Consider the following 18,798-nt stretch of genomic DNA (forward strand, 5'->3'; position numbering starts at 1 on the left):
ATAAATTCTTAGTTAACCTGCCAATATAACGGCTCGCCATAAACTTCAGCGAAATAATCGATCAAGGTTCTCACATTTAACGATACATGACGCGTATTCGGATAGATAGCCGCGATATGCTGAGGCGTCGTTTTGATGGCGGCTTCATACTCAGGCAGTAGCTTCACCAATTTACCACTCTTAAGATGATCACCGATCAACCAATCAGGAAATAACACAACCCCCATGCCTTTGAGCGCCGATACCAGTAACGACTCTGCATTGTTTGACATAAGCAATGCAGGGGCGGCAAATGGTGTCCAGTTTTCATCTTCTGTTTTGAAAAACCAGCGGTTTGGCCCTGATGAGCCTTTATAGACCAAGCATTTATGATGAGCTAGGTCAGATGGCGCTTGTAGTTTATCGTGCTTATTTATATATGCTGGAGCGGCTGCAAGGTGATAGGTTTGCTCACCAAAAATACGCGCATGAAAGGACGAATCATTCAATGTGCCAATGCGAAAAATAACGTCGGTTGCATAATGATGGGGATCCACAAAATCATCAGTGAGCGTCAAATCTATCTGCAATTTGGGATAGCGATGACTCAGTGCTGGTATCCAAGGTGCGATGTGCCGTTGACCAAAAAACACAGGGGCGTTAATTCTTAATAAACCACCCGGTTCTAAAGTCCTATCTTGCAACTCCTTCTGCGCGGCATTCATGCTTTCAGTAATAGCATGCGCGTAGCCCATAAACACGCGTCCCGCCTCGGTGGGAATGACGGCGCGTGTATTACGATAAAAAAGCTGCTGCCCTAGCGAATCCTCTAGTTGCTTAATAATACGAGACACTTTTGAAGCAGATACTCCTTCTTTTCGTGCCACGACAGAGAAGCTCTGGGCATTAAAGACGCTGATAAAAAGCAGTAAGGTTTGTATGCTGATATTGTCGACGTTATTCATCTGTGCAACTTATGCAAAAGTCATTTCTACATTATAGCGTTTTTCGTGGGTATAGGCTGCGCTAAACTACGCGGCATTGCACATTGAGGATTGTTTTATGCAGATTTTATTGATACTGGTGGTGGTTTTAGGCGGTATGGGGCTATCGGTCGAGGCTGGACTGCTTGGTCCCCTAGGCAGTCAGGTGGGTGAGCTCTGGGCGACGCTCAGTATCTTTGGTGTCGGGGCCGCCTTGACGTTCTTTTTGATGCTATTTTTTAGTCCGCGAGAGAGTCCATCGTTTTTCTCACAGCCGCCACTGCTATTGATTGGTGGCATTTTGGGGCCTGTCTATGTGGTGGTACTAACAGTCGTCACACCCTTCATTGGGATTGCACTGACGATGATTGGCATACTTGCAGGTCAGGTCTTTCAGAGCTTGATCATTGACCACTATGGGCTGTTTGAAACCGAGGAGCGCAAAATAGATATTAGACGAGTGATTGCGTTAGGTTTCATCATTGCAGCGCTTGTTTTTATGGCAAAGGGGTAGATCACATGATGCTTATTTTAATGATTGTACTAGCAGTGATTGGCGGGGCGACCTTGAGCGTACAAGCGGCATTGAATGGTCGACTAGGTAGTAATGTTGGCGTGTTCAAAAGTGCCTTTTTGACGTTTTCTGTTGGTGCCGTTGTGACCGCACTGCTGATTTTCTTCTTTGAGCCCAATCACGCGGTTACGTTGATGGATGTCCCTAAATGGCAGCTGCTTGGCGCATTGTGCGGTGTGCCTTATATCGTCATCATGGTAGTTGCGGTACAGCGTATTGGCACAGCTGTGGCTACGGTGGCGGTGATCTTTGGTCAGCTGAGCATGAGCGTATTAATCGATAATTTTGGTTGGCTCGGCAATGAAGCGATAAGCCTGTCAGGCAGTCGCATCAGTGCGTTGGTTTGTCTAGCGGTTGCGCTGTATTTTATTTATTCGAGTAATAAGCCTAAGCCTAAAGTAATCAGTTAAATCCGTTTTACACGCTCTTAGAAGTATAAAAATTTGAAAGCCCACAATCCCTGCTACTCAATTCAGTGTAGTGGGGGTATGTATTTTAATAACTAGGATAATACTTTATCACTCGTCTACAAACTCTAGTTGTACGTCAATTATCTGTCCTATTCAATGACCAAAGCCCTCATTTCTCACTACTTATTTCTTACTCCTTTATATACTCAAATCCTCTTTCGTCCAGTAGTCAGAACTACGATTGTTCAGCTACATTGCCTTTTAAATTGTCAGTATAATGAATTTTATTCATCTTATATTAAAATAGTATCGTTTTTATTCATGTGAGGATTTGGGTATGATTCACCCATACCGACATTTTGTTCTATTTGATATTAAGGTAGTGAATCGCCATGACTAAAGAATTTAGCTGTTCCATTAAGAGCATTCGTTTTGATGAAAATTATCAGCCTGCTGACAGCACGCGTCTGACGACGAACTTTGCCAATCTGGCACGCGGCGAGCAGCGTGAGGATAATCTACGCAAAACATTGACGATGATTAACAATCGCTTCAACGCGCTGGCGCATTGGGACAATCCAAATGCCGACCGTTATTCTGTCGAAGTCGACATCATCTCTGTAGACATGGATATTGCGGGCAATGGCGATGCTTTCCCTGTTATCGAAACGCTAAAAACGACGATCATCGATCACAAAGAAAACAAGCGCATCGATGGCATGATTGGCAATAGCTTCTCATCTTATGTGCGTGATTATGATTTTAGTGTTGTACTCCCAGAGCACCGCGACCAGCAGTCAGACTCGCTCACGCCCGCAAATTTTGGCGAGCTACATGGCAAACTGTTTCAATACTTACTAAATTCAGAAGCTTATAAAGCCAATTTTGATAAAAAACCAGTCATCTGCTTGAGTGTCTCAACCAGCAAGACCTATTATCGTACTACCAATCAGCATCCGGTATTGGGCGTTGAGTACCAGCAAGACGAGTACTCCTTAACCGACGACTATTTTCACAAAATGGGCTTAACCGTGCGCTACTTTAAGCCTGAGGGCAGCGCCGCGCCATTAGCGTTCTATTTTGCAGGTGATTTGACCAGCGACTATACCGATCTTGAGCTCATCAGTGCAATCAGCACCATGGAGACCTTTCAAAAGATCTACCGTCCTGAGATTTACAACGCCAACTCAAGCGCGGGTCAAGTGTATCAACCCAGCCTGAACTACCAAGACTATTCATTGACACAAGTGGTCTACGATCGTGTCGAGCGCAGCCAAATGGCGGTCAAGCAAGGCAAATTTACCGAAACGCATTTTATCAAGCCTTACCAAGATATTCTTGAAACATGGGCGGCCAATTACGCTGTAAACAAGAACGTCGCTTAAAAAATCCAAATATAAAAGCGCACGCTACAACACCTAAAATAGAGAACACCTAAAATAGAGAAGACAATACGACATGACTTTATTATTACCAACATCGACCGCTGGCAGCTTACCAAAACCCTCTTGGCTGGCAGAACCTGAGAAAATTTGGTCGCCTTGGCAACTTGACGGTAAAGAATTGCACCAAGCAAAACAGGATGCGCTGCTGGTGTCATTGCAAGAGCAAGTGCGAGCAGGCGTCGATATCGTCAGTGACGGCGAGCAAACCCGTCAGCACTTTGTCACTACCTTTATTGAGCATTTAGACGGCGTGGATTTTAACCAGCGTGAAACCGTGCGCATCCGCAATCGCTATGATGCCAGCGTACCGACAGTAGTTGGTGCCGTAAGCCGCCAAAAGCCTGTGTTCGTCGAAGACGCCAAGTTTTTACGTCAGCATACTGACAAGCCGATCAAGTGGGCATTGCCTGGGCCGATGACCATGATTGATACGCTGTATGACAATCATTATAAAAGCCGCGAAAAACTGGCGTGGGAATTTGCCACCATTCTTAACCAAGAAGCCAAAGAATTGGAAGCAGCGGGTGTGGATATCATTCAGTTCGATGAACCTGCATTTAACGTGTTCTTTGATGATGTCAACGACTGGGGTATCGCGACCCTTGAGCGCGCGATCGAGGGCTTAAAGTGCGAAACGGCGGTACACATTTGCTACGGCTATGGTATCAAAGCCAATAACGATTGGAAAAAAACACTGGGTTCAGAATGGCGTCAGTACGAAAAAGCCTTTCCTAAACTGCAGCAGTCAAAAATCGATATTGTCTCGCTTGAGTGTCAGAACTCGCGTGTACCGATGGATTTGATTGAACTGATTCGTGGTAAAAAAGTGATGGTCGGTGCGATTGATGTGGCGACCAATGATATCGAGACGCCTGAAGCAGTTGCTGATACGTTGCGTAAAGCATTGCAGTTTGTTGATGCTGATAAGCTCTATCCATCGACTAACTGTGGCATGGCACCGTTGTCGCGCCAAGTGGCAAAAGGTAAATTGCAAGCACTGAGCGCAGGCGCAGACATCGTTCGTCAAGAGCTAGTAGGCTAAAGAACGGTCAGTAATAATCCAAATTTGGGGTGTGAGTAATGAGTGAAGCAAGCAGTTTTAGAGACGCTATGTCACTGCTGACGACAGCAGTCAATGTGGTCACGACCGCAGGCGATGCGGGCACACACGGGTTCACTGCCTCAGCGGTGTGCAGTGTCAGCGACAATCCGCCGACCTTGCTGGTCTGTATGAATCAATCATCGCGCTCGCACATGCCCTTTGTGGATAATAAAGTATTAAGCGTCAACGTACTTGGCGCGCAGCATGAGCACTTATCCAACATTTTTGCCTCAAAGCTCGAGTCAGATGAGCGCTTTACCCATGGCGCGTGGCACACCTTAGCAACAGGTGCGCCTGTGCTAGACGATGCACTCGTTAGCTTTGATTGTGAGATTGAGCAAGTGCAAGCCGTGGGTACGCACAGCGTCTTTATGTGCCGCGTCGTTGCCATCAAGCATTCTGAGCGAGCGGGTGAGCCAGACGAGAGTTTGGTCTATTTCAATCGTCGCTATCACTCGGTTGGTCAAGTCTGTCAAATTGACATGGCTTAGCCATATTCTTCCATCATCCAACCAAAAGTAACGATTCTGTGGAACTTATCATTTTTTTAATCATTGGAGCGCTGGCAGGGTTTGCAGCAGGCCTGTTTGGGGTGGGCGGTGGCACCATCATCGTACCGCTATTATTCATAGTCTTTACCCAGATGGACTACAGTCCTGATATAGTCATGCATCTGGCACTCGGCACCTCGCTTGCCACCATCATCGTCACCTCTATCAGCTCGCTCATGGCGCATAATAAAAAAGGCGCGGTCATGTGGCCTGTTTTTAAAAATCTCACACCAGGCATGGCGATTGGTTGTTTTTTTGGGGCAGGAATGGCAGGCGCGATCTCGGGCGGTCATCTACAAATTATCGTGGGTACGTTTTTGCTATGGGTCGCCTTTAACATGTTTACGGGCGGTAAAAAGCGGCTAGGTTCTGATGTCAGTACTGGCGATGCTGTATTACCATCAGCACCTAAGCAGCTAGCAGCAGGGGCGGGCATTGGTGTGGCATCTGCTATTTTTGGTATCGGCGGTGGTAGTTTAACCGTGCCATATCTCACTCGCTATAATGTGGTTATGCAAAAAGCAGTGGGCACGTCCGCTGCCTGCGGTCTGCCGATTGCCATTGCTGGCGCGCTGGGTTTTATGGTGTTTGGGATGAAAGAGCACGTCAATATTCCCAACGCGATTGGCTTCGTGCATATTTATGCTTTTGTGGGCATCGGTGCCATGAGCTTTTTTACCGCCAAGATAGGCGCAAAAGTCGCGCACCAACTCTCGCCGATTCTATTGAAAAAATGCTTTGCGGTGCTACTCATGATTGTGAGCTGCTTCTTTCTATATAAAGGGTTAGTTTAATAGTTTGAATTAGTGCATTAAAAGATACCGTGCATATAGCAGGTCAGTAACCTGCTTCATTTAGTATTCGGTACTTATCGCACCCATTTTGATAACCGTTATCACAAGCTTTACCAAACCACTCTTTTGCTTGAAACTTATCTTGACGAACACCTTTGCCTTCTTGGTAAAGTAGACCAAGATGATATTGGGAGATGGCATGACCTTGCTCAGCAGCTCTTCGGTACCAACTGATAGCTGTAGGGAGATCTTGACGAACATGTTTGCCCTCTTGGTAAAGCAAACCAAGACGATACTGGGAAATGGCATGACTCTGTTCAGCTGCCTTTTGATACCAACTGATAGCTGCAAATAAATCTTGACGAACACCTTTGCCTTCTTGATAAAGTAAGCCAAGATGATATTGTGCAGTGACATAATTTTCCTCAGCTGCTTTTTGATACCAACTAACAGCCGTCGTCAAATCTTGACTAACACCTTTGCCATTTTCATAAAGTAAACCTAGATGATATTGGGCAGTGACATAACCTTGCTCAGCGGCCTTTTGATACCAACTTACAGCTGCAGATAAATCTTGATGAACGCCTTTGCCCTCTTGATAAAGCAAACCAAGGTGATACTGGGAAATGGCATGACCCTGTTCAGCTGCCCTTTTATACCAACTTATAGCCGTCGCTAGATCTTGATGAACCCCATTACCTGCTTGGTAAAATGAACCAAGATGATACTGGGAAATGGCATGACCCTGCTCAGCTGCCTTTTGATACCAATTTATAGCCGTCGCCAAATCCTGACGAACACCTTTGCCCTCTCTATAAAATGTACCAAGTTGATACTGGGATGTGACATGTCCTTGCTCAGCTGCTTTTTGATGCGCTTTGGCAGCTACAGTTAAGCTTTCACCAAGATAAGACCTTTTTCTTCTATTGTAAAAGAAGGGCTTCTTTAAATATTTAAAAACCATTGTTTATTCTTAAAAGAAATATTGTTGATATTAGAAAGAAAAATACTAGCTGAGGCAATTACCTTCAGCAGATTGATATGTTATTTAGCTAAGATCAAATTACTACTTTAGTATAGGGTTTGATACTATTTTCTCAAAAATAACCGTATATACTAACAAGTATCGAACGTAAAATATATCTATTGATATAGTTGTTTAAGAGAGTAGAACTGTTGACTTTATTGAGCAAATCAGAGTTACACAACGCTTAGAACGGAATGGCCTCTTAAAAAGTATGGTAACTTTGCCAATATCTCATCTTATTGATGTCGGTAGATCAAAGTTGGAGTCGCAAGTTCTAGTTAGCCAAATACTTATTACTAGAATAAGAAATTCGTACTGTAAGAACTGATTTATCTACTTCAAGCTTTTGTTTAACCTTTTTAGCCATCTATAAGGGCCTTCAAAAAGTAAATAGTTCTGAGAAATGATTTAATCTGACCCAATCAAAATACTAGAATTAACAAATTCCTGTCTGAGTATTAAATTTTCAGACATGTTATCGATATTTTCATTTCTTTAAAACGTTAGCGCCAAGTGAAATTTATGCTATTTAATTTTTAGCGCTCTCTACCCAAGAAAACGCTTCTAAGATACGCATCCATTGATCGTCAAATCCTGCTTTTAATAATAATGGCTCACCAGTGACCGGATGGCTGAGCGCTAATGTCTGAGCATGTAGTAGCATGCGCGTACAGTCATAATGAGTGCGAAAAAATCGCGTATGCCTTATATCACCGTGGCTGGTATCACCGACGATATGATGGAATACATGTCTCATGTGCCGACGCAGCTGATGCTTGCGTCCCGTCTCAGGTATCAAGCGCACAAGGCTATAACGGCTGGTGGCGTGCTTTTTGGAAACCGCAAATGGTAGCTCAATCTGTGCCAAACTTTGCCAGTGAGTCACCGCCTCTTGAGCGGGTTTGTTTAAGTTGGCAAACTTATCGGCGATGGCGTCGGGCTTAAAGCTAAGCGCATAATCGACCGTCCCTTGCTCTGGCATAAAGCCGCGCACCACGGCCAAATACTGCTTGGTAACCTTACGTTCAGTAAATGCCTCGGTCAAGGTGCGAGCCACGCCTGAGCTTTTGGCAAACAACAACACACCCGATGTCGGCTTGTCTAACCGATGCACGGGAAACACATGACAACCGACTGCATCACGGGTGAGCTGCATGGCAAAGCGCGTCTCGCCTTTATCCAGCCAGCTGCGATGCACTAACAGCCCCGCTTCTTTATTAATCGCCACCAGATGTTCATCTTCATAGATGATGTCTATTTGGTTCGCGGTGTCGTTTTCAATATCCATGTGTTCAATGCCTATACTGTAGAGACTATAACCATATAAATGATGGATAGTTTCTTATTTCATTATTCAAAAAAAATCCTTTGCCACCTCGTTGATACAAGATAGCAAAGGATGAATCGTCACACAATAGCATGACGAGTAATTTATTAATAAAAATTATAATAAAATCAATATCTTATATTACTCAACCGTCACTGATTTGGCAAGATTGCGTGGCTGATCGACATCAGTACCGCGCATCACGGCCACATGATAAGAGAGCAGCTGTACTGGTACGCTGTAGACGATAGGGGCAAGTGTCTCGCAAACCGCTTTAACATATACCACATGCAGGCGATCTTCGGCAACGATTTGGCTATCTTCACTAGCGAAGACAAACAGCTCGCCGTGACGGGCGTGTACTTCTTGCATGTTGGCTTTGAGCTTATCGAGCATGCTGTCTTTGGGTGCCAGCACTACGATTGGCATGTCCTTGTCAACAAGCGCTAGCGGGCCGTGCTTGAGCTCACCTGCGGCGTAGCCTTCAGCATGAATATAAGAGATTTCTTTGAGCTTCAATGCGCCTTCTAGGGCGATTGGGAACTGTAGACCGCGCCCTAAAAATAAGCAGCTTTTCTTATCCTCAAAGTGCTCTGCCATCGCTTTGATCGGAGCATCAAGGTGCAAGCTGGCATAGAGTTGACCGGGCAGCTTTTGTAGCTCGCTGAGTAAAGTACTTAGGTTTGCGCTGTCGATACGCTGCTGTACTGCGCCTGTTTTTAAGATCAATAGCATGAGTGCGACCAGCTGGGTGGTAAAGGCTTTGGTCGATGCCACACCAATTTCAGGACCTGCAAGGGTCGGCAAGAATATGTCTGTCTCGCGAACCAATGATGAGGTAGGCACGTTACATAGTGCTAGACTCACCAGTCCTGCTGGGTTTTGTTTTTTGATGTCACGCAGGGCTGATAAGGTATCGGCTGTTTCACCAGACTGAGAGATACAAATCACCAGCGAGTTGTCGAGTACCACAGGATTGCGATAGCGGAATTCGCTGGCAACCTCAACAGAGCAGGATAGGCGCATCAAGCTCTCAAACCAATATTTAGCAACCATCCCCGCATGATAACTAGTGCCACAGGCGATAATTTGTACGTGCTGTACGCCTGATAATTGCGCTTCATTGCGTGCTAAAAAGTCATCGCGTAAGGTTGACGCTTGGCGATTATCAATCGCCATTTCAAGCGTACGAGCGACAGCATCTGGCTGCTCATAGATTTCCTTGAGCATATAGTGCTTAAACTCGCCTTTGTCAGCATTATTCTGCTTGGCATCGATTTCATGCACTTCGCGGCTAACTTCCTCGCCATCGACATAGACTTTAATACTGTCACGGGTCAATTTGGCAATATCGCCTTCTTCTAGGTACATAAAGCGGTTGGTGACGGGAAGTAATGCCAGCTGATCTGAGGCAATAAAGTTTTCACCAATACCGACACCGATGACCAAAGGCGAGCCTAAGCGTACTGTGACCAGCTCGTCTGGTGTGTCCACGTGAATGATGCCTAAAGCAAATGCACCATGTAGCTTAGGAATCACTGCGCGTACTGCTTCTAGCAAATCATTGGTTTGTTCATAAATGTCATGAATCAGATGCGCCACCACTTCGGTGTCGGTCTGTGAGGTGAACTCGTAGCCTTTTGCGATGAGCTCTTTTTTGAGTTCAGCATAGTTTTCGACGATGCCATTATGAACAACGGCAATCTTACCAGATACGTGCGGATGGGCATTGCGCTGTGCAGGCTCGCCATGCGTGGCCCAGCGAGTATGAGCGATACCAATATGCCCATCAAAAAAATCAGTGCTGGCTTCAACCGCATCGACCAAGGCTTGAACTTTGCCCACTTGACGCTCACGATGTAGCTCGCCATTATGGATGATGCTAAGACCCGCTGAGTCATAACCTCGGTATTCTAGACGCTTAAGACCTTCAAGCAAGATATTCGCAATATTGCGTTCAGCAACTGCGCCAACGATTCCACACATGGCTTTTCCTTAAATTTGTTTTTTAATAATTCAATATATGATGGTACAAGACTAGTAAATTTCGTTAGCTACCAAGGCTCAGTTATTAGCTCAAAAGTATGATGAAGCAGTACTACCACGATTGCCGTACTGCTTAGGTTTACTCAAGAATGACGGCGATTGATCAAACTTTCGATAAATCAGTTATTTTTAGTCGGTCGTTGAAAGTCATTTTTTTGTACCTGACGAGCTCGGCCAAACGCTAAAGCACTACTATCAACGTCTTTGGTAATGACAGAACCTGCAGCGATGGTAGCCGTATCTCCGATGGTTACTGGCGCGACTAGGCTCGCATTAGAACCAATAAAGGCATTGTCTCCAATGATAGTCTGCGACTTGTTGACACCATCGTAATTACAAGTAATGGCACCTGCACCGACATTGACGCCTGTGCCGATAGTTGCATCACCAACATAGCTTAAGTGATTTACTTTACTGCCTTGACCGATTGTTGATTTTTTAATTTCAACAAAGTTACCGACTTTGCTGTTGTCAGACAATACCGTATCAGGACGCAGGTGTGCAAAAGGTCCTATGTCAACACCAGCTCCGATGTCAGCGCGATCAATCACACAGTAAGGCTTAATATAACAAGCATTGCCTATCTGGGCATTTTTGATGACGCAGCCCGCCTCAATATAGACATTGTCGCCTAAAGTGCAGTCGCCTTCAAAGACCACGTTGACGTCAATAAATACATCTTGTCCGGCAATCAACGACCCGCGAATGTCCACGCGCGTGGGATCGGCAAATTGAACGCCCGCTTCTTGTAAGTCGGCGACTATTTTGCGTTGCCACGTGCGCTCTAGGCTTGCGAGTTGTTGGCGGTTATTAACCCCTTCAATCTCAAACGTATGCTCAGGCTCAATCGCCGCAATCGTAATACCATCAGCGACGGCCATTTTGACGATGTCAGTGAGGTAATATTCTTGTTGCGCATTATTGTTAGAGAGCTCTGGCAAATACTTATGCAGTAGGGCGTTGTCTACGCAGTAGATACCACTGTTGATTTCTCTAATGTTTTGCTCGTCAGCATTAGCATCTTTTTGCTCAACGATGGCTTCAATGTTACCGTTTTGGTCACGTTTGATACGACCCAATCCGAACGGATTATCGACAGTCAACGTCAGCATAGACATACCATCAGTATTGGCAGCTTTTAAAGCAGCTAATGTCTGGCAGCTGACCAATGGCACATCACCATACAGAATGAGACTTTGCCCTGATTTCGGCAAATCAGACAGTGTCACTTTGACCGCATGCCCCGTTCCTAACTGCTCAGTTTGAGCAACCCAAGTAAACGACGACTGCGTATATTGGTTGGTAATCTCTGACTTTACCTGATCACCGCCAAAACCATGAACAATGATGGTTTCATCGACAGTGAGCTGATGACAGGTATCTAATACATGGGCCAATAATGACTTACCAGCTAGGGTCTGCAAAACCTTTGGCTTTGCCGACTGCATACGTGTGCCTTTACCGGCCGCTAAAATAATTACAGAAAGAGGAGATGTCATAATAAGCCTACAAATGTAACAAAATATAATGTTGAATTATAGCGTAAAAACTTGCACATAAAAAATTATGACGTGCAGGCTTTGTAACTCGAATACCCAAAACTTACGCAAGCAAAATCAAATGAGCAAGAAGGCTAAACCGAAGTAATTATTTCCGCGAAACAATATTAAACAGACATAAACATCATCACAATGATGTAAATAATCAGCCAAATCACGGCTGCCATAATCCCTGCAATAATGTCATCCAACATTACCCCAAGACCGCCCGCAACCTTTTTGTCTGCCCAGCCAATCGGTGGTGGCTTTAAAATATCAAATACGCGAAATAGGATAAAAGCAGTCGGTAGCCAGCCCCAAAACATCGGTAGCATCATTATCGATAAAGTATTTTCAGACGTAGGAAATACGTAGGATAATATATAAGATAACGGCAATAAGGTGATCCACATACCAGCCCATTCATCCCACACAATATGCGGATCATCGTGTACCTGCATCAACTCAGACGTACGCCCGCAAATCCAAACACCAACCAAACACGACAAAATCGTCAAGATTAAAAAAGGAACAAAACCCAAGCTCATGAGTGGCACACCCACAATCAGACCACCAACCGTGCCCCACGTACCGGGCGCGCGTCGAGGTAGGCCGCTGCCCAAACCTAGTCCGAGCCAATAAACCATGCGGTCAAGCATACTGGCACCGATTGGTAGAGGTGGGCAGTCATTTGCTTGTCGGATATCAGGCTTAGATAGGTGTTGATCAGTCATGGATTAGCCTGTGAAATGTTGATAACCGGTGAGATTGGGCCACGTAGAGAAGGGGGCAGATTGGGTCGGCGTGACTGGCTGATTTTGATAAAACAGTTCAAGACGTGAGCGATGAGGCGATTTGGCATCTGTCGCAATAGAATCTGCGAGCGCAACGACTTCTCCAATACAAGTGATAGGCATATTGGTAACAGGTGGTTCAATATGTGCAGGCAAGGTAAACGCCAATTCGTAGTCATCGCCGCCCGCTAATTGACATAACAAACGCTCAGATAACTCTACTGTGGCCAGTGACTCGCTACTCGGTAATTGATCTAAATAAATACGCATACTGACTGAGCTTTGCTGACAGATATGACCAAGGTCTTGATAAAGACCGTCAGAGATATCGATCATCGATGTGGCACCAGTTTTTGCTAATGCTGCACCTAGCGCAATACGCGGCGTCGGCATGTGCAAGCGATGCGCCAACTCTATGCCTTGTGCGCTGTCAGGATGCTGTAAGGCGAAAGCTGCATCACCAAGGGTGCCTGAGACATAGACCTTATCACCAACTTGTGCCCCTGAGCGATAAACAGCTGGTGTACCTGCGGCAAGCAACCCTTGAGCACTGACACTCAGCACTAGGCGCTCGCTGCGCGTCGTGTCACCACCAATCAGCGTCACGCCAAACAGCTGGCAAGCATGGAATAGGCCTTTGGCAAATGTCGTGAGCCATTCATGATTTGCTAGACGCTCAGGCAATGCCAACGCTAGCAAAATACTATGCGGCGTCGCGCCCATCGCTGCAATGTCTGAGACATTAACCGCGACAGCTTTATAGCCAATTTCAAACGCAAGTTTATGCACTTGTGCAAAGTCAGCATGAAAGTGACGGCCCTGAACCAAGGTATCGATACAGCTAACCAAGCGTGATCCTGCTGGCAATGCCATCACAGCCGCGTCATCACCGATACCTTTTTCGATACCCGTTAATGGCGCATGTTTGGCCTGCATCTGTGAGAATATACGCTCAATCAGCTCAAACTCGTTCATGGCTAGTCTTAGTCTTTAGTATCGTTAGCGTTTTTCTTGCTCGCCTTAAAGTCACTGATATTTGCACTTGCTTTACTGGCACTACTGCGTTTCACATTGGCTTTGTTGGCGCTGATACGCGGCTTGTTTGATGCAGTCGGTGCATTATCGATCGTGCTTTCTGTTTCAGTAGCCGTTTCGATATTATCAGCTACGGTTACTTCAGCCGAATTCGCTTCAGATTGTTTAGCCGCCGCTTTTTGTGACGTACGTAGATTGGCATTGGTATCTGCTTGTACCTCTAAAGCACGCAACTCACCGGCCATTTTATCCAGTACCGCATTGATCAATTTATGAGCGTCAGTCGCGCCAAAGTGATTATTTAGCTTCATTGCTTCATCAAGCACAACCTTGTAAGGAATCTCCATACGGTTTTGTAGCTCGTACGCACCAATGAGCAAAATAGCATGTTCAACCGTATCTAATTTGTCAACCTCACGATCGAGATGCTGACTGATAAGCGCATCTAACGCTTCAATTTGCTCTGGGATATCGCGCATCATTTCGTGATAATAGCCGATATGGACGGTGTGCATAGCGTTGGTTGCGCGCGTGCGTGCCGCGATATCATGCGGTGCATTGTCTTTCCAGCCAAGCTTGCCATCTACATCAAAGCGGCGGTCGGTGACGAGCCACTCGTATAGACCTTGCATGGCAAAGCGGCGCGCCTTACGGATAGCAGTGTGACTGGTCTTATAAGAAGACTCACTCATATCGAAGGTTTGATCACCTGCACTACTGCTCGCTATACGGGTAGCTTCAGCTTGGTTGGCTTGTGCGGTTTTCGCAGCGCTGATAGCGCGCTTGAGTTGGTCAGTCATAGGGGGTCTGTACCTAAATTTTTGAGATGATACCTAGTCAAAATATGAATCAGCAAAGTAGCTTTTTAGCTTTGTTTATTCAAAATTTTAAAGGGTATAGAAATACGGCGAAAATTCAAAAAATAGCCAGTGTGTTGATAGCTGGCGTCAAGCTATAAGGTGCTGTTATTACTAAATAGCAGCACCAGTTGAAACAGTAAGGTCTAGCTTCGAAGCTTAAGCTTCATCGATATCGTCGTCGATGTCTAGCTGTGACAAAACAGCAATCATCTCTAATACGACCATCGCAGCTTCAGAGCCTTTATTACCTGCTTTTGTACCAGAGCGCTCAATGGCTTGCTCGATGCTGTCAGTAGTGATGATACCGTTGGCAACAGGGATATTATAATCCATTGCCACAGCACTCAAACCTTTGGCCGACTCGCTGGCTACAATATCAAAGTGCGGCGTGCTGCCACGGATGATTGCACCCAATGCCACAATCGCGTCAAAACGGTCAGACTCCGCAGCGCGCTGGGCGACAAGTGGTAGCTCAAATGCACCAGGCACACGAATAACAGTAATGTTGCTACCCAACACGCCATGACGGAGTAGGGCGTCAATCGCGCCATCAACCAATGACTCGACGACAAAACCGTTAAAGCGACCAACAACGATACCAATGCGAGCATCAGCGTTTTGATGCAAGTTACCATCGATATGGGTCACGTCGTTGCGCTGCTGTTGTAAGTTTGACATAAAAAATCCTTTGCTTAATAAGCGTTCAATTGAAATATAGGCGTCAATAAATAGCTAAATAGTCTGATGTGTTCAATCGACTTGGCCACCTATTATTTTGGCGTTTCCCGAGTTAATTGAACGAAAATAAATGGTTAGCGCTATGATAGCATTTTTTTGGGTTTTATTTGTATATTACGAGCGTACTAAAGACGCATCTGTATCCCTTGCGCTGCCATATATTCTTTGGCCTCTTGTACCGTGTACTCACCGAAGTGAAAAATACTAGCAGCAAGTACGGCGTCGACGCCGCCTTCTAGTACGCCTTCTGCCAAATGTTGTAGGTTGCCAACGCCGCCTGAGGCAATCACGGGTACATTGACGCGGCTCGTAATTTGCTGCATCAGCGCCAAATCGTAGCCTTTTTTGGTGCCATCACCATCCATCGAGGTGACCAGTAATTCACCAGCGCCCAGTTCAGCCATTTTACTCGCCCAAGCAACGGCATCGATACCCGTTGGCTTACGGCCACCGTGAGTGAAAATCTCCCAACGTGGCACGACAATGCCATCGACGTTGATGTCAGCGACACGTTTGGCATCGATGGCAACGACGATACACTGGTTGCCAAATTTTTGCGCGGCTTCACCAACGAACTCTGGCGTAAATACCGCTGCTGAGTTAATCGCCACTTTATCCGCACCCGCATTGAGCAAATTACGGATGTCAGCGATTTTGCGCACACCGCCACCGACAGTCAGCGGAACAAATACCGTTTCTGCCATGCGCTCAACGGTATGATACGTGGTATCACGCTCGTCATTAGTCGCAGTAATATCCAAAAAAGTAATCTCATCAGCGCCTTGTTCATTGTAGCGGCGGGCGACTTCAACAGGATCGCCTGCGTCTTTGATATCGACAAACTGTACGCCTTTGACCACGCGGCCATTGTCAACGTCCAAGCAAGGAATGATACGCTTTGCTAACATAGGGTCTTTCACCTTATAATCAATTCATAGGCGCTAGTCTAGCAAAATCACTGCTATTTCAGGCAGGTTTTCGCAAGATTATTACGCTTTTTACCATCGTTTTATCATGCGCGGTACAATTGCTGTCATTACCGCAGAAATTTATCCTATTTAACTTCTTATCCAATTGCTATAAGTGAGATGTCATGTCCGTCTATACCCAGTTAACCGATGATCAGTTTGCCGCCTTCTGCCAAAGCTTTGGCGTGTCGTTTGCCCGCGCGATTCCGATCACTCAGGGTATTAAAAACTCAAACTGGTTTATTCAAACGACTGACGATGTAGATGGTACATATTCTTACGTGTTCACTTTGTTTGAAGAGCGTCCGCCCGCTGATATCGAAAAAATGGCCGTTATCCTCAATCAGTTAAATGGTAAGTTACCAGTCGCCGCACCGTTAGCTGTTATTAAATCAAATAGTGCTCAGGCGGATGGCGAGGATAAACGCTATGTCATCCATTATGAAAACAAAGCGATTACGCTAGTGCCATGCCTAGCAGGCTCACATCCCGAGCAAACCACGCAAGCGATGTGTCATGATATTGGTGCGGCATTAGCAATGCTGCATGAAACGTTACAAGCACTACAACCAAGCGAGCAGTACGGCGTGCCTTTGTACCCATGGAGCGAGGTGCGCGACCGTGAAATGCAGTTCATGCCAGGTGACGAAGCCAAGCTGATGAGCGATATCTGGCGCGCTTATTCAGAATTACCACTGGCAACTTTGCCAAAAGGTCTGTGCCATTTAGATATGTTTGCCGACAATACCTTATGGAATCTACAAAAAGGCGAAGCGCGTCTGACAGGCCTGTTGGACTTTACCGAAGTCAGTGTCGAGCATTACGTAATGGATATAGCCATTACTATCAATGATTTTTGTACCACGTGGGGCGTTGCAGAGCAAGGCGAATCCGTTAACTTTGACCGCAGTAAAATGGCAGCGTTTTTACAAGGTTATGAATCGACCCGCCCGCTAAATAACGATGAAAAACGTGCACTACCTGTTATGCTGGCAAAAGCTGCGGTGATTTTCTGGTTGTTACGTCTAAATGTGATTCACTACAACCGTACCGAAGGTCGTACGGGTGATAACATCATGGTCAAAAACCCTGACTTGATGAAACGTCTGGCCGCTTACCATTGGGCGCATGTTGAAAAGTCGCAAAATACCGTATTTGTACTATTATGCAAAACAGACAATCAAATAGTCGGTGTGTTTAGCAGTATTACCCAAGCTGAGCAAGCACAAGAAAAATTAAATAGTAGTGAGTTTGCAATCAAAGAATATACGCTCGATCAATTATCGTAAGCGTTGCTTATTCATTTATTCTAGTACCAATGCTAGTACTAATTTTAGTACCGAAACCTTAGAGGCGACCCCATGACCGATCAAGTTGATAACTGGCACAAACTGGCGCGCTTTGATACCAATATGCAAGGCGAGCTGCATGCCAATCTGCTACGTAATAACGGTATCACCGTGTCCTTGCAACCGCTCAGTGCGATCCCTGGTATGAACTCTGGTATCGTTCTCTGGGTAGAGGACACCGACTTGGCAGAAGCTCAGCGCATTTTGGATACCATCCCAACTGATGGCGCCGCTTTGCTTGATGAGATGAGTGATGCTGACTTTGATGCGCTATCTGCCACTCAAAGCAATGCTACTCAAGGCAACTCAATAATAGACGACAATAACGGCGGTACTTTATAAATGTGTCAACTCTTAGGAATGAACTGTAATACCCCAACGGATATTGGCTTTAGCTTTGCAGGATTTCGCAAGCGCGGCGGTATGACGGACAGTCATGAAGATGGCTTTGGCATTGCCTTTTTTGAGCGCAGCGAATGCAGCAATAATGACAAAACCAACGATGAGACGGCAAATGACTCAACGGGTCTGCGTTTGTTTCATGATAATCGTCCAAGCCATCTATCGCCAGTCGCCGATTTGGTCAATAACTACCCAATCAAAGCCATGAACGTCATTGCGCATATTCGCAAGGCGACGCAAGGGCAGAACTGCTTGGCAAATACCCATCCATTCGTCCGCGAAGTATGGGGCGAGCAGTGGGTATTTGCGCACAATGGGCAGATGAATAGCGAATTTATCAAACGCTGCCAGCGCTTGCAAGACAATGGCAATGCCGCGCATTGTCAGCCAGTAGGCAATACTGACTCTGAAATGGCATTCTGCTATTTGGTCAATCGTCTAAAAAGTAGCTTTAAATCTCGTCCTGATGACAAAACGCTGTTCAATTTTTTGACCACGCAATGTCGTTATCTATCGGCCAATGGGCTATTTAATTGCTTAATATCCAATGGCAGGTGGCAACTGGCCTATGCAGGTAGCTTACTGTTTTATCTCACGCGCAAAGCGCCATTTGGGGAAGCCAAACTGGCGGACGATGATATGGCGATTAACTTTGGTGACGTGACTACAGACACGGATAAAGTCACGATTTTGGTCACTGTGCCATTGACTGAAAATGAGAAATGGCAGCAATTGGCGGTCAATGAATGCTTAATATTTCAAGATGGTGATGTCATTTATAAAGACAGTCCAAGTCAGCGCAAGTTTTTAACGGTTGAAGAAGGCATTGCCATTGCAAGGGAAGTTGGGGCGAGTGTTTAGCGGTTAATAGATATC

19 protein-coding genes are annotated in these 18,798 nt (G+C 45.7%); 9 read left to right on the top strand and 10 right to left on the bottom strand.

The features are described from left to right. Positions 1-8: 8 nt before the first annotated feature. Positions 9-944 (bottom strand): LysR family transcriptional regulator, encoded by a 936-nt coding sequence (locus I3255_RS09235; protein ID WP_238038582.1) that lies wholly within the window; start codon positions 942-944, stop codon positions 9-11. 97 nt (positions 945-1,041) lie between these two features. Here I3255_RS09235 and I3255_RS09240 point away from each other — a divergent pair, with 97 nt between their 5' ends. The 6 genes from I3255_RS09240 to I3255_RS09265 all read left to right on the top strand — a co-directional run bounded on the left by I3255_RS09240 (position 1,042) and on the right by I3255_RS09265 (position 5,838). Next, a complete protein-coding gene (locus tag I3255_RS09240) occupies positions 1,042-1,476 on the top strand; it encodes a DMT family transporter (RefSeq protein ID WP_238038583.1) in 435 nt (144 codons plus the stop codon). An 8-nt stretch (positions 1,477-1,484) separates the two neighbouring features. Beyond that, entirely contained in the window at positions 1,485-1,946 is a 462-nt protein-coding gene (locus I3255_RS09245; RefSeq protein WP_238038683.1) for a DMT family transporter, read from the top strand. Positions 1,947-2,338: 392 nt separating this feature from the next. Then, positions 2,339-3,331 carry a DUF1852 domain-containing protein gene (locus I3255_RS09250; RefSeq protein WP_201600153.1) on the top strand — a complete coding sequence of 331 codons (993 nt, stop codon included), beginning with the start codon at positions 2,339-2,341 and terminating at the stop codon, positions 3,329-3,331. Between the two features lie 73 nt (positions 3,332-3,404). Continuing rightward, entirely contained in the window at positions 3,405-4,433 is a 1,029-nt protein-coding gene (locus tag I3255_RS09255; protein WP_238038584.1) for a methionine synthase, read from the top strand. A gap of 38 nt (positions 4,434-4,471) precedes the next feature. Further along, a complete protein-coding gene (locus tag I3255_RS09260) occupies positions 4,472-4,984 on the top strand; it encodes a flavin reductase (protein ID WP_238038585.1) in 513 nt (170 codons plus the stop codon). Positions 4,985-5,022: 38 nt separating this feature from the next. After that, positions 5,023-5,838, top strand: a complete 816-nt coding sequence (locus I3255_RS09265) for a sulfite exporter TauE/SafE family protein (protein ID WP_238038586.1) — start codon at positions 5,023-5,025, stop codon at positions 5,836-5,838. Between the two features lie 43 nt (positions 5,839-5,881). Here the strand turns inward: I3255_RS09265 and I3255_RS09270 are convergent, their stop codons facing one another. The 9 genes from I3255_RS09270 to hisF all read right to left on the bottom strand — a co-directional run bounded on the left by I3255_RS09270 (position 5,882) and on the right by hisF (position 16,111). Beyond that, positions 5,882-6,802 (bottom strand): tetratricopeptide repeat protein, encoded by a 921-nt coding sequence (locus I3255_RS09270; protein WP_238038587.1) that lies wholly within the window; start codon positions 6,800-6,802, stop codon positions 5,882-5,884. Between the two features lie 592 nt (positions 6,803-7,394). Continuing rightward, entirely contained in the window at positions 7,395-8,153 is a 759-nt protein-coding gene (gene truC / locus I3255_RS09275) for a tRNA pseudouridine(65) synthase TruC (RefSeq protein ID WP_238038588.1), read from the bottom strand. A gap of 180 nt (positions 8,154-8,333) precedes the next feature. Next, entirely contained in the window at positions 8,334-10,178 is a 1,845-nt protein-coding gene (gene glmS / locus I3255_RS09280) for a glutamine--fructose-6-phosphate transaminase (isomerizing) (RefSeq protein ID WP_238038589.1), read from the bottom strand. Positions 10,179-10,357: 179 nt separating this feature from the next. Beyond that, positions 10,358-11,737 (bottom strand): bifunctional UDP-N-acetylglucosamine diphosphorylase/glucosamine-1-phosphate N-acetyltransferase GlmU, encoded by a 1,380-nt coding sequence (gene glmU, locus I3255_RS09285; protein WP_238038590.1) that lies wholly within the window; start codon positions 11,735-11,737, stop codon positions 10,358-10,360. Between the two features lie 167 nt (positions 11,738-11,904). Next, positions 11,905-12,510, bottom strand: a complete 606-nt coding sequence (locus tag I3255_RS09290; RefSeq protein WP_238038591.1) for a phosphatidylglycerophosphatase A — start codon at positions 12,508-12,510, stop codon at positions 11,905-11,907. Positions 12,511-12,513: 3 nt separating this feature from the next. Continuing rightward, the gene (gene thiL, locus I3255_RS09295; protein WP_238038592.1) at positions 12,514-13,545 is read right to left on the bottom strand and encodes a thiamine-phosphate kinase; all 1,032 of its coding nucleotides are present in this window, start codon (positions 13,543-13,545) and stop codon (positions 12,514-12,516) included. 8 nt (positions 13,546-13,553) lie between these two features. Next, the gene (nusB, locus tag I3255_RS09300) at positions 13,554-14,405 is read right to left on the bottom strand and encodes a transcription antitermination factor NusB (protein WP_238038593.1); all 852 of its coding nucleotides are present in this window, start codon (positions 14,403-14,405) and stop codon (positions 13,554-13,556) included. A 216-nt stretch (positions 14,406-14,621) separates the two neighbouring features. Then, on the bottom strand, positions 14,622-15,143 hold the full coding sequence (gene ribE, locus I3255_RS09305) for a 6,7-dimethyl-8-ribityllumazine synthase (RefSeq protein ID WP_058023462.1): 522 nt from the start codon (positions 15,141-15,143) through the stop codon (positions 14,622-14,624). 185 nt (positions 15,144-15,328) lie between these two features. Beyond that, positions 15,329-16,111: an imidazole glycerol phosphate synthase subunit HisF gene (hisF, locus tag I3255_RS09310; protein WP_238038594.1), complete on the bottom strand. Its 783-nt coding sequence runs from the start codon at positions 16,109-16,111 to the stop codon at positions 15,329-15,331. A 185-nt stretch (positions 16,112-16,296) separates the two neighbouring features. Between hisF and I3255_RS09315 the strand changes: the two genes are divergently transcribed. The 3 genes from I3255_RS09315 (at position 16,297) to I3255_RS09325 (ending at position 18,783) form a co-directional block, all read left to right on the top strand. After that, positions 16,297-17,460, top strand: coding sequence for a homoserine kinase (locus tag I3255_RS09315; protein ID WP_238038595.1), 1,164 nt, complete (start codon positions 16,297-16,299; stop codon positions 17,458-17,460). Positions 17,461-17,532: 72 nt separating this feature from the next. Beyond that, positions 17,533-17,862 (top strand): DUF2007 domain-containing protein, encoded by a 330-nt coding sequence (locus I3255_RS09320; RefSeq protein WP_238038596.1) that lies wholly within the window; start codon positions 17,533-17,535, stop codon positions 17,860-17,862. Beyond that, positions 17,863-18,783 (top strand): class II glutamine amidotransferase, encoded by a 921-nt coding sequence (locus I3255_RS09325; protein ID WP_238038597.1) that lies wholly within the window; start codon positions 17,863-17,865, stop codon positions 18,781-18,783. Positions 18,784-18,798: the final 15 nt, after the last annotated feature.

Origin of the sequence: Psychrobacter sp. Ps6 (assembly GCF_022129235.1) — a bacterium.
Taxonomy (GTDB): domain Bacteria; phylum Pseudomonadota; class Gammaproteobacteria; order Pseudomonadales; family Moraxellaceae; genus Psychrobacter.

Coding starts and splice junctions, on each gene's coding strand:
- I3255_RS09235 (WP_238038582.1), bottom strand. CDS start 944: ATGAATAACGTCGACAATATCAGCATACAAACCTTACTGCTTTTTATC.
- I3255_RS09240 (WP_238038583.1), top strand. CDS start 1,042: ATGCAGATTTTATTGATACTGGTGGTGGTTTTAGGCGGTATGGGGCTA.
- I3255_RS09245 (WP_238038683.1), top strand. CDS start 1,485: ATGCTTATTTTAATGATTGTACTAGCAGTGATTGGCGGGGCGACCTTG.
- I3255_RS09250 (WP_201600153.1), top strand. CDS start 2,339: ATGACTAAAGAATTTAGCTGTTCCATTAAGAGCATTCGTTTTGATGAA.
- I3255_RS09255 (WP_238038584.1), top strand. CDS start 3,405: ATGACTTTATTATTACCAACATCGACCGCTGGCAGCTTACCAAAACCC.
- I3255_RS09260 (WP_238038585.1), top strand. CDS start 4,472: ATGAGTGAAGCAAGCAGTTTTAGAGACGCTATGTCACTGCTGACGACA.
- I3255_RS09270 (WP_238038587.1), bottom strand. CDS start 6,802: ATGGTTTTTAAATATTTAAAGAAGCCCTTCTTTTACAATAGAAGAAAA.
- truC (WP_238038588.1), bottom strand. CDS start 8,153: ATGGATATTGAAAACGACACCGCGAACCAAATAGACATCATCTATGAA.
- glmS (WP_238038589.1), bottom strand. CDS start 10,178: ATGTGTGGAATCGTTGGCGCAGTTGCTGAACGCAATATTGCGAATATC.
- glmU (WP_238038590.1), bottom strand. CDS start 11,737: ATGACATCTCCTCTTTCTGTAATTATTTTAGCGGCCGGTAAAGGCACA.
- I3255_RS09290 (WP_238038591.1), bottom strand. CDS start 12,510: ATGACTGATCAACACCTATCTAAGCCTGATATCCGACAAGCAAATGAC.
- thiL (WP_238038592.1), bottom strand. CDS start 13,545: ATGAACGAGTTTGAGCTGATTGAGCGTATATTCTCACAGATGCAGGCC.
- nusB (WP_238038593.1), bottom strand. CDS start 14,405: ATGACTGACCAACTCAAGCGCGCTATCAGCGCTGCGAAAACCGCACAA.
- ribE (WP_058023462.1), bottom strand. CDS start 15,143: ATGTCAAACTTACAACAGCAGCGCAACGACGTGACCCATATCGATGGT.
- hisF (WP_238038594.1), bottom strand. CDS start 16,111: ATGTTAGCAAAGCGTATCATTCCTTGCTTGGACGTTGACAATGGCCGC.
- I3255_RS09315 (WP_238038595.1), top strand. CDS start 16,297: ATGTCCGTCTATACCCAGTTAACCGATGATCAGTTTGCCGCCTTCTGC.
- I3255_RS09320 (WP_238038596.1), top strand. CDS start 17,533: ATGACCGATCAAGTTGATAACTGGCACAAACTGGCGCGCTTTGATACC.
- I3255_RS09325 (WP_238038597.1), top strand. CDS start 17,863: ATGTGTCAACTCTTAGGAATGAACTGTAATACCCCAACGGATATTGGC.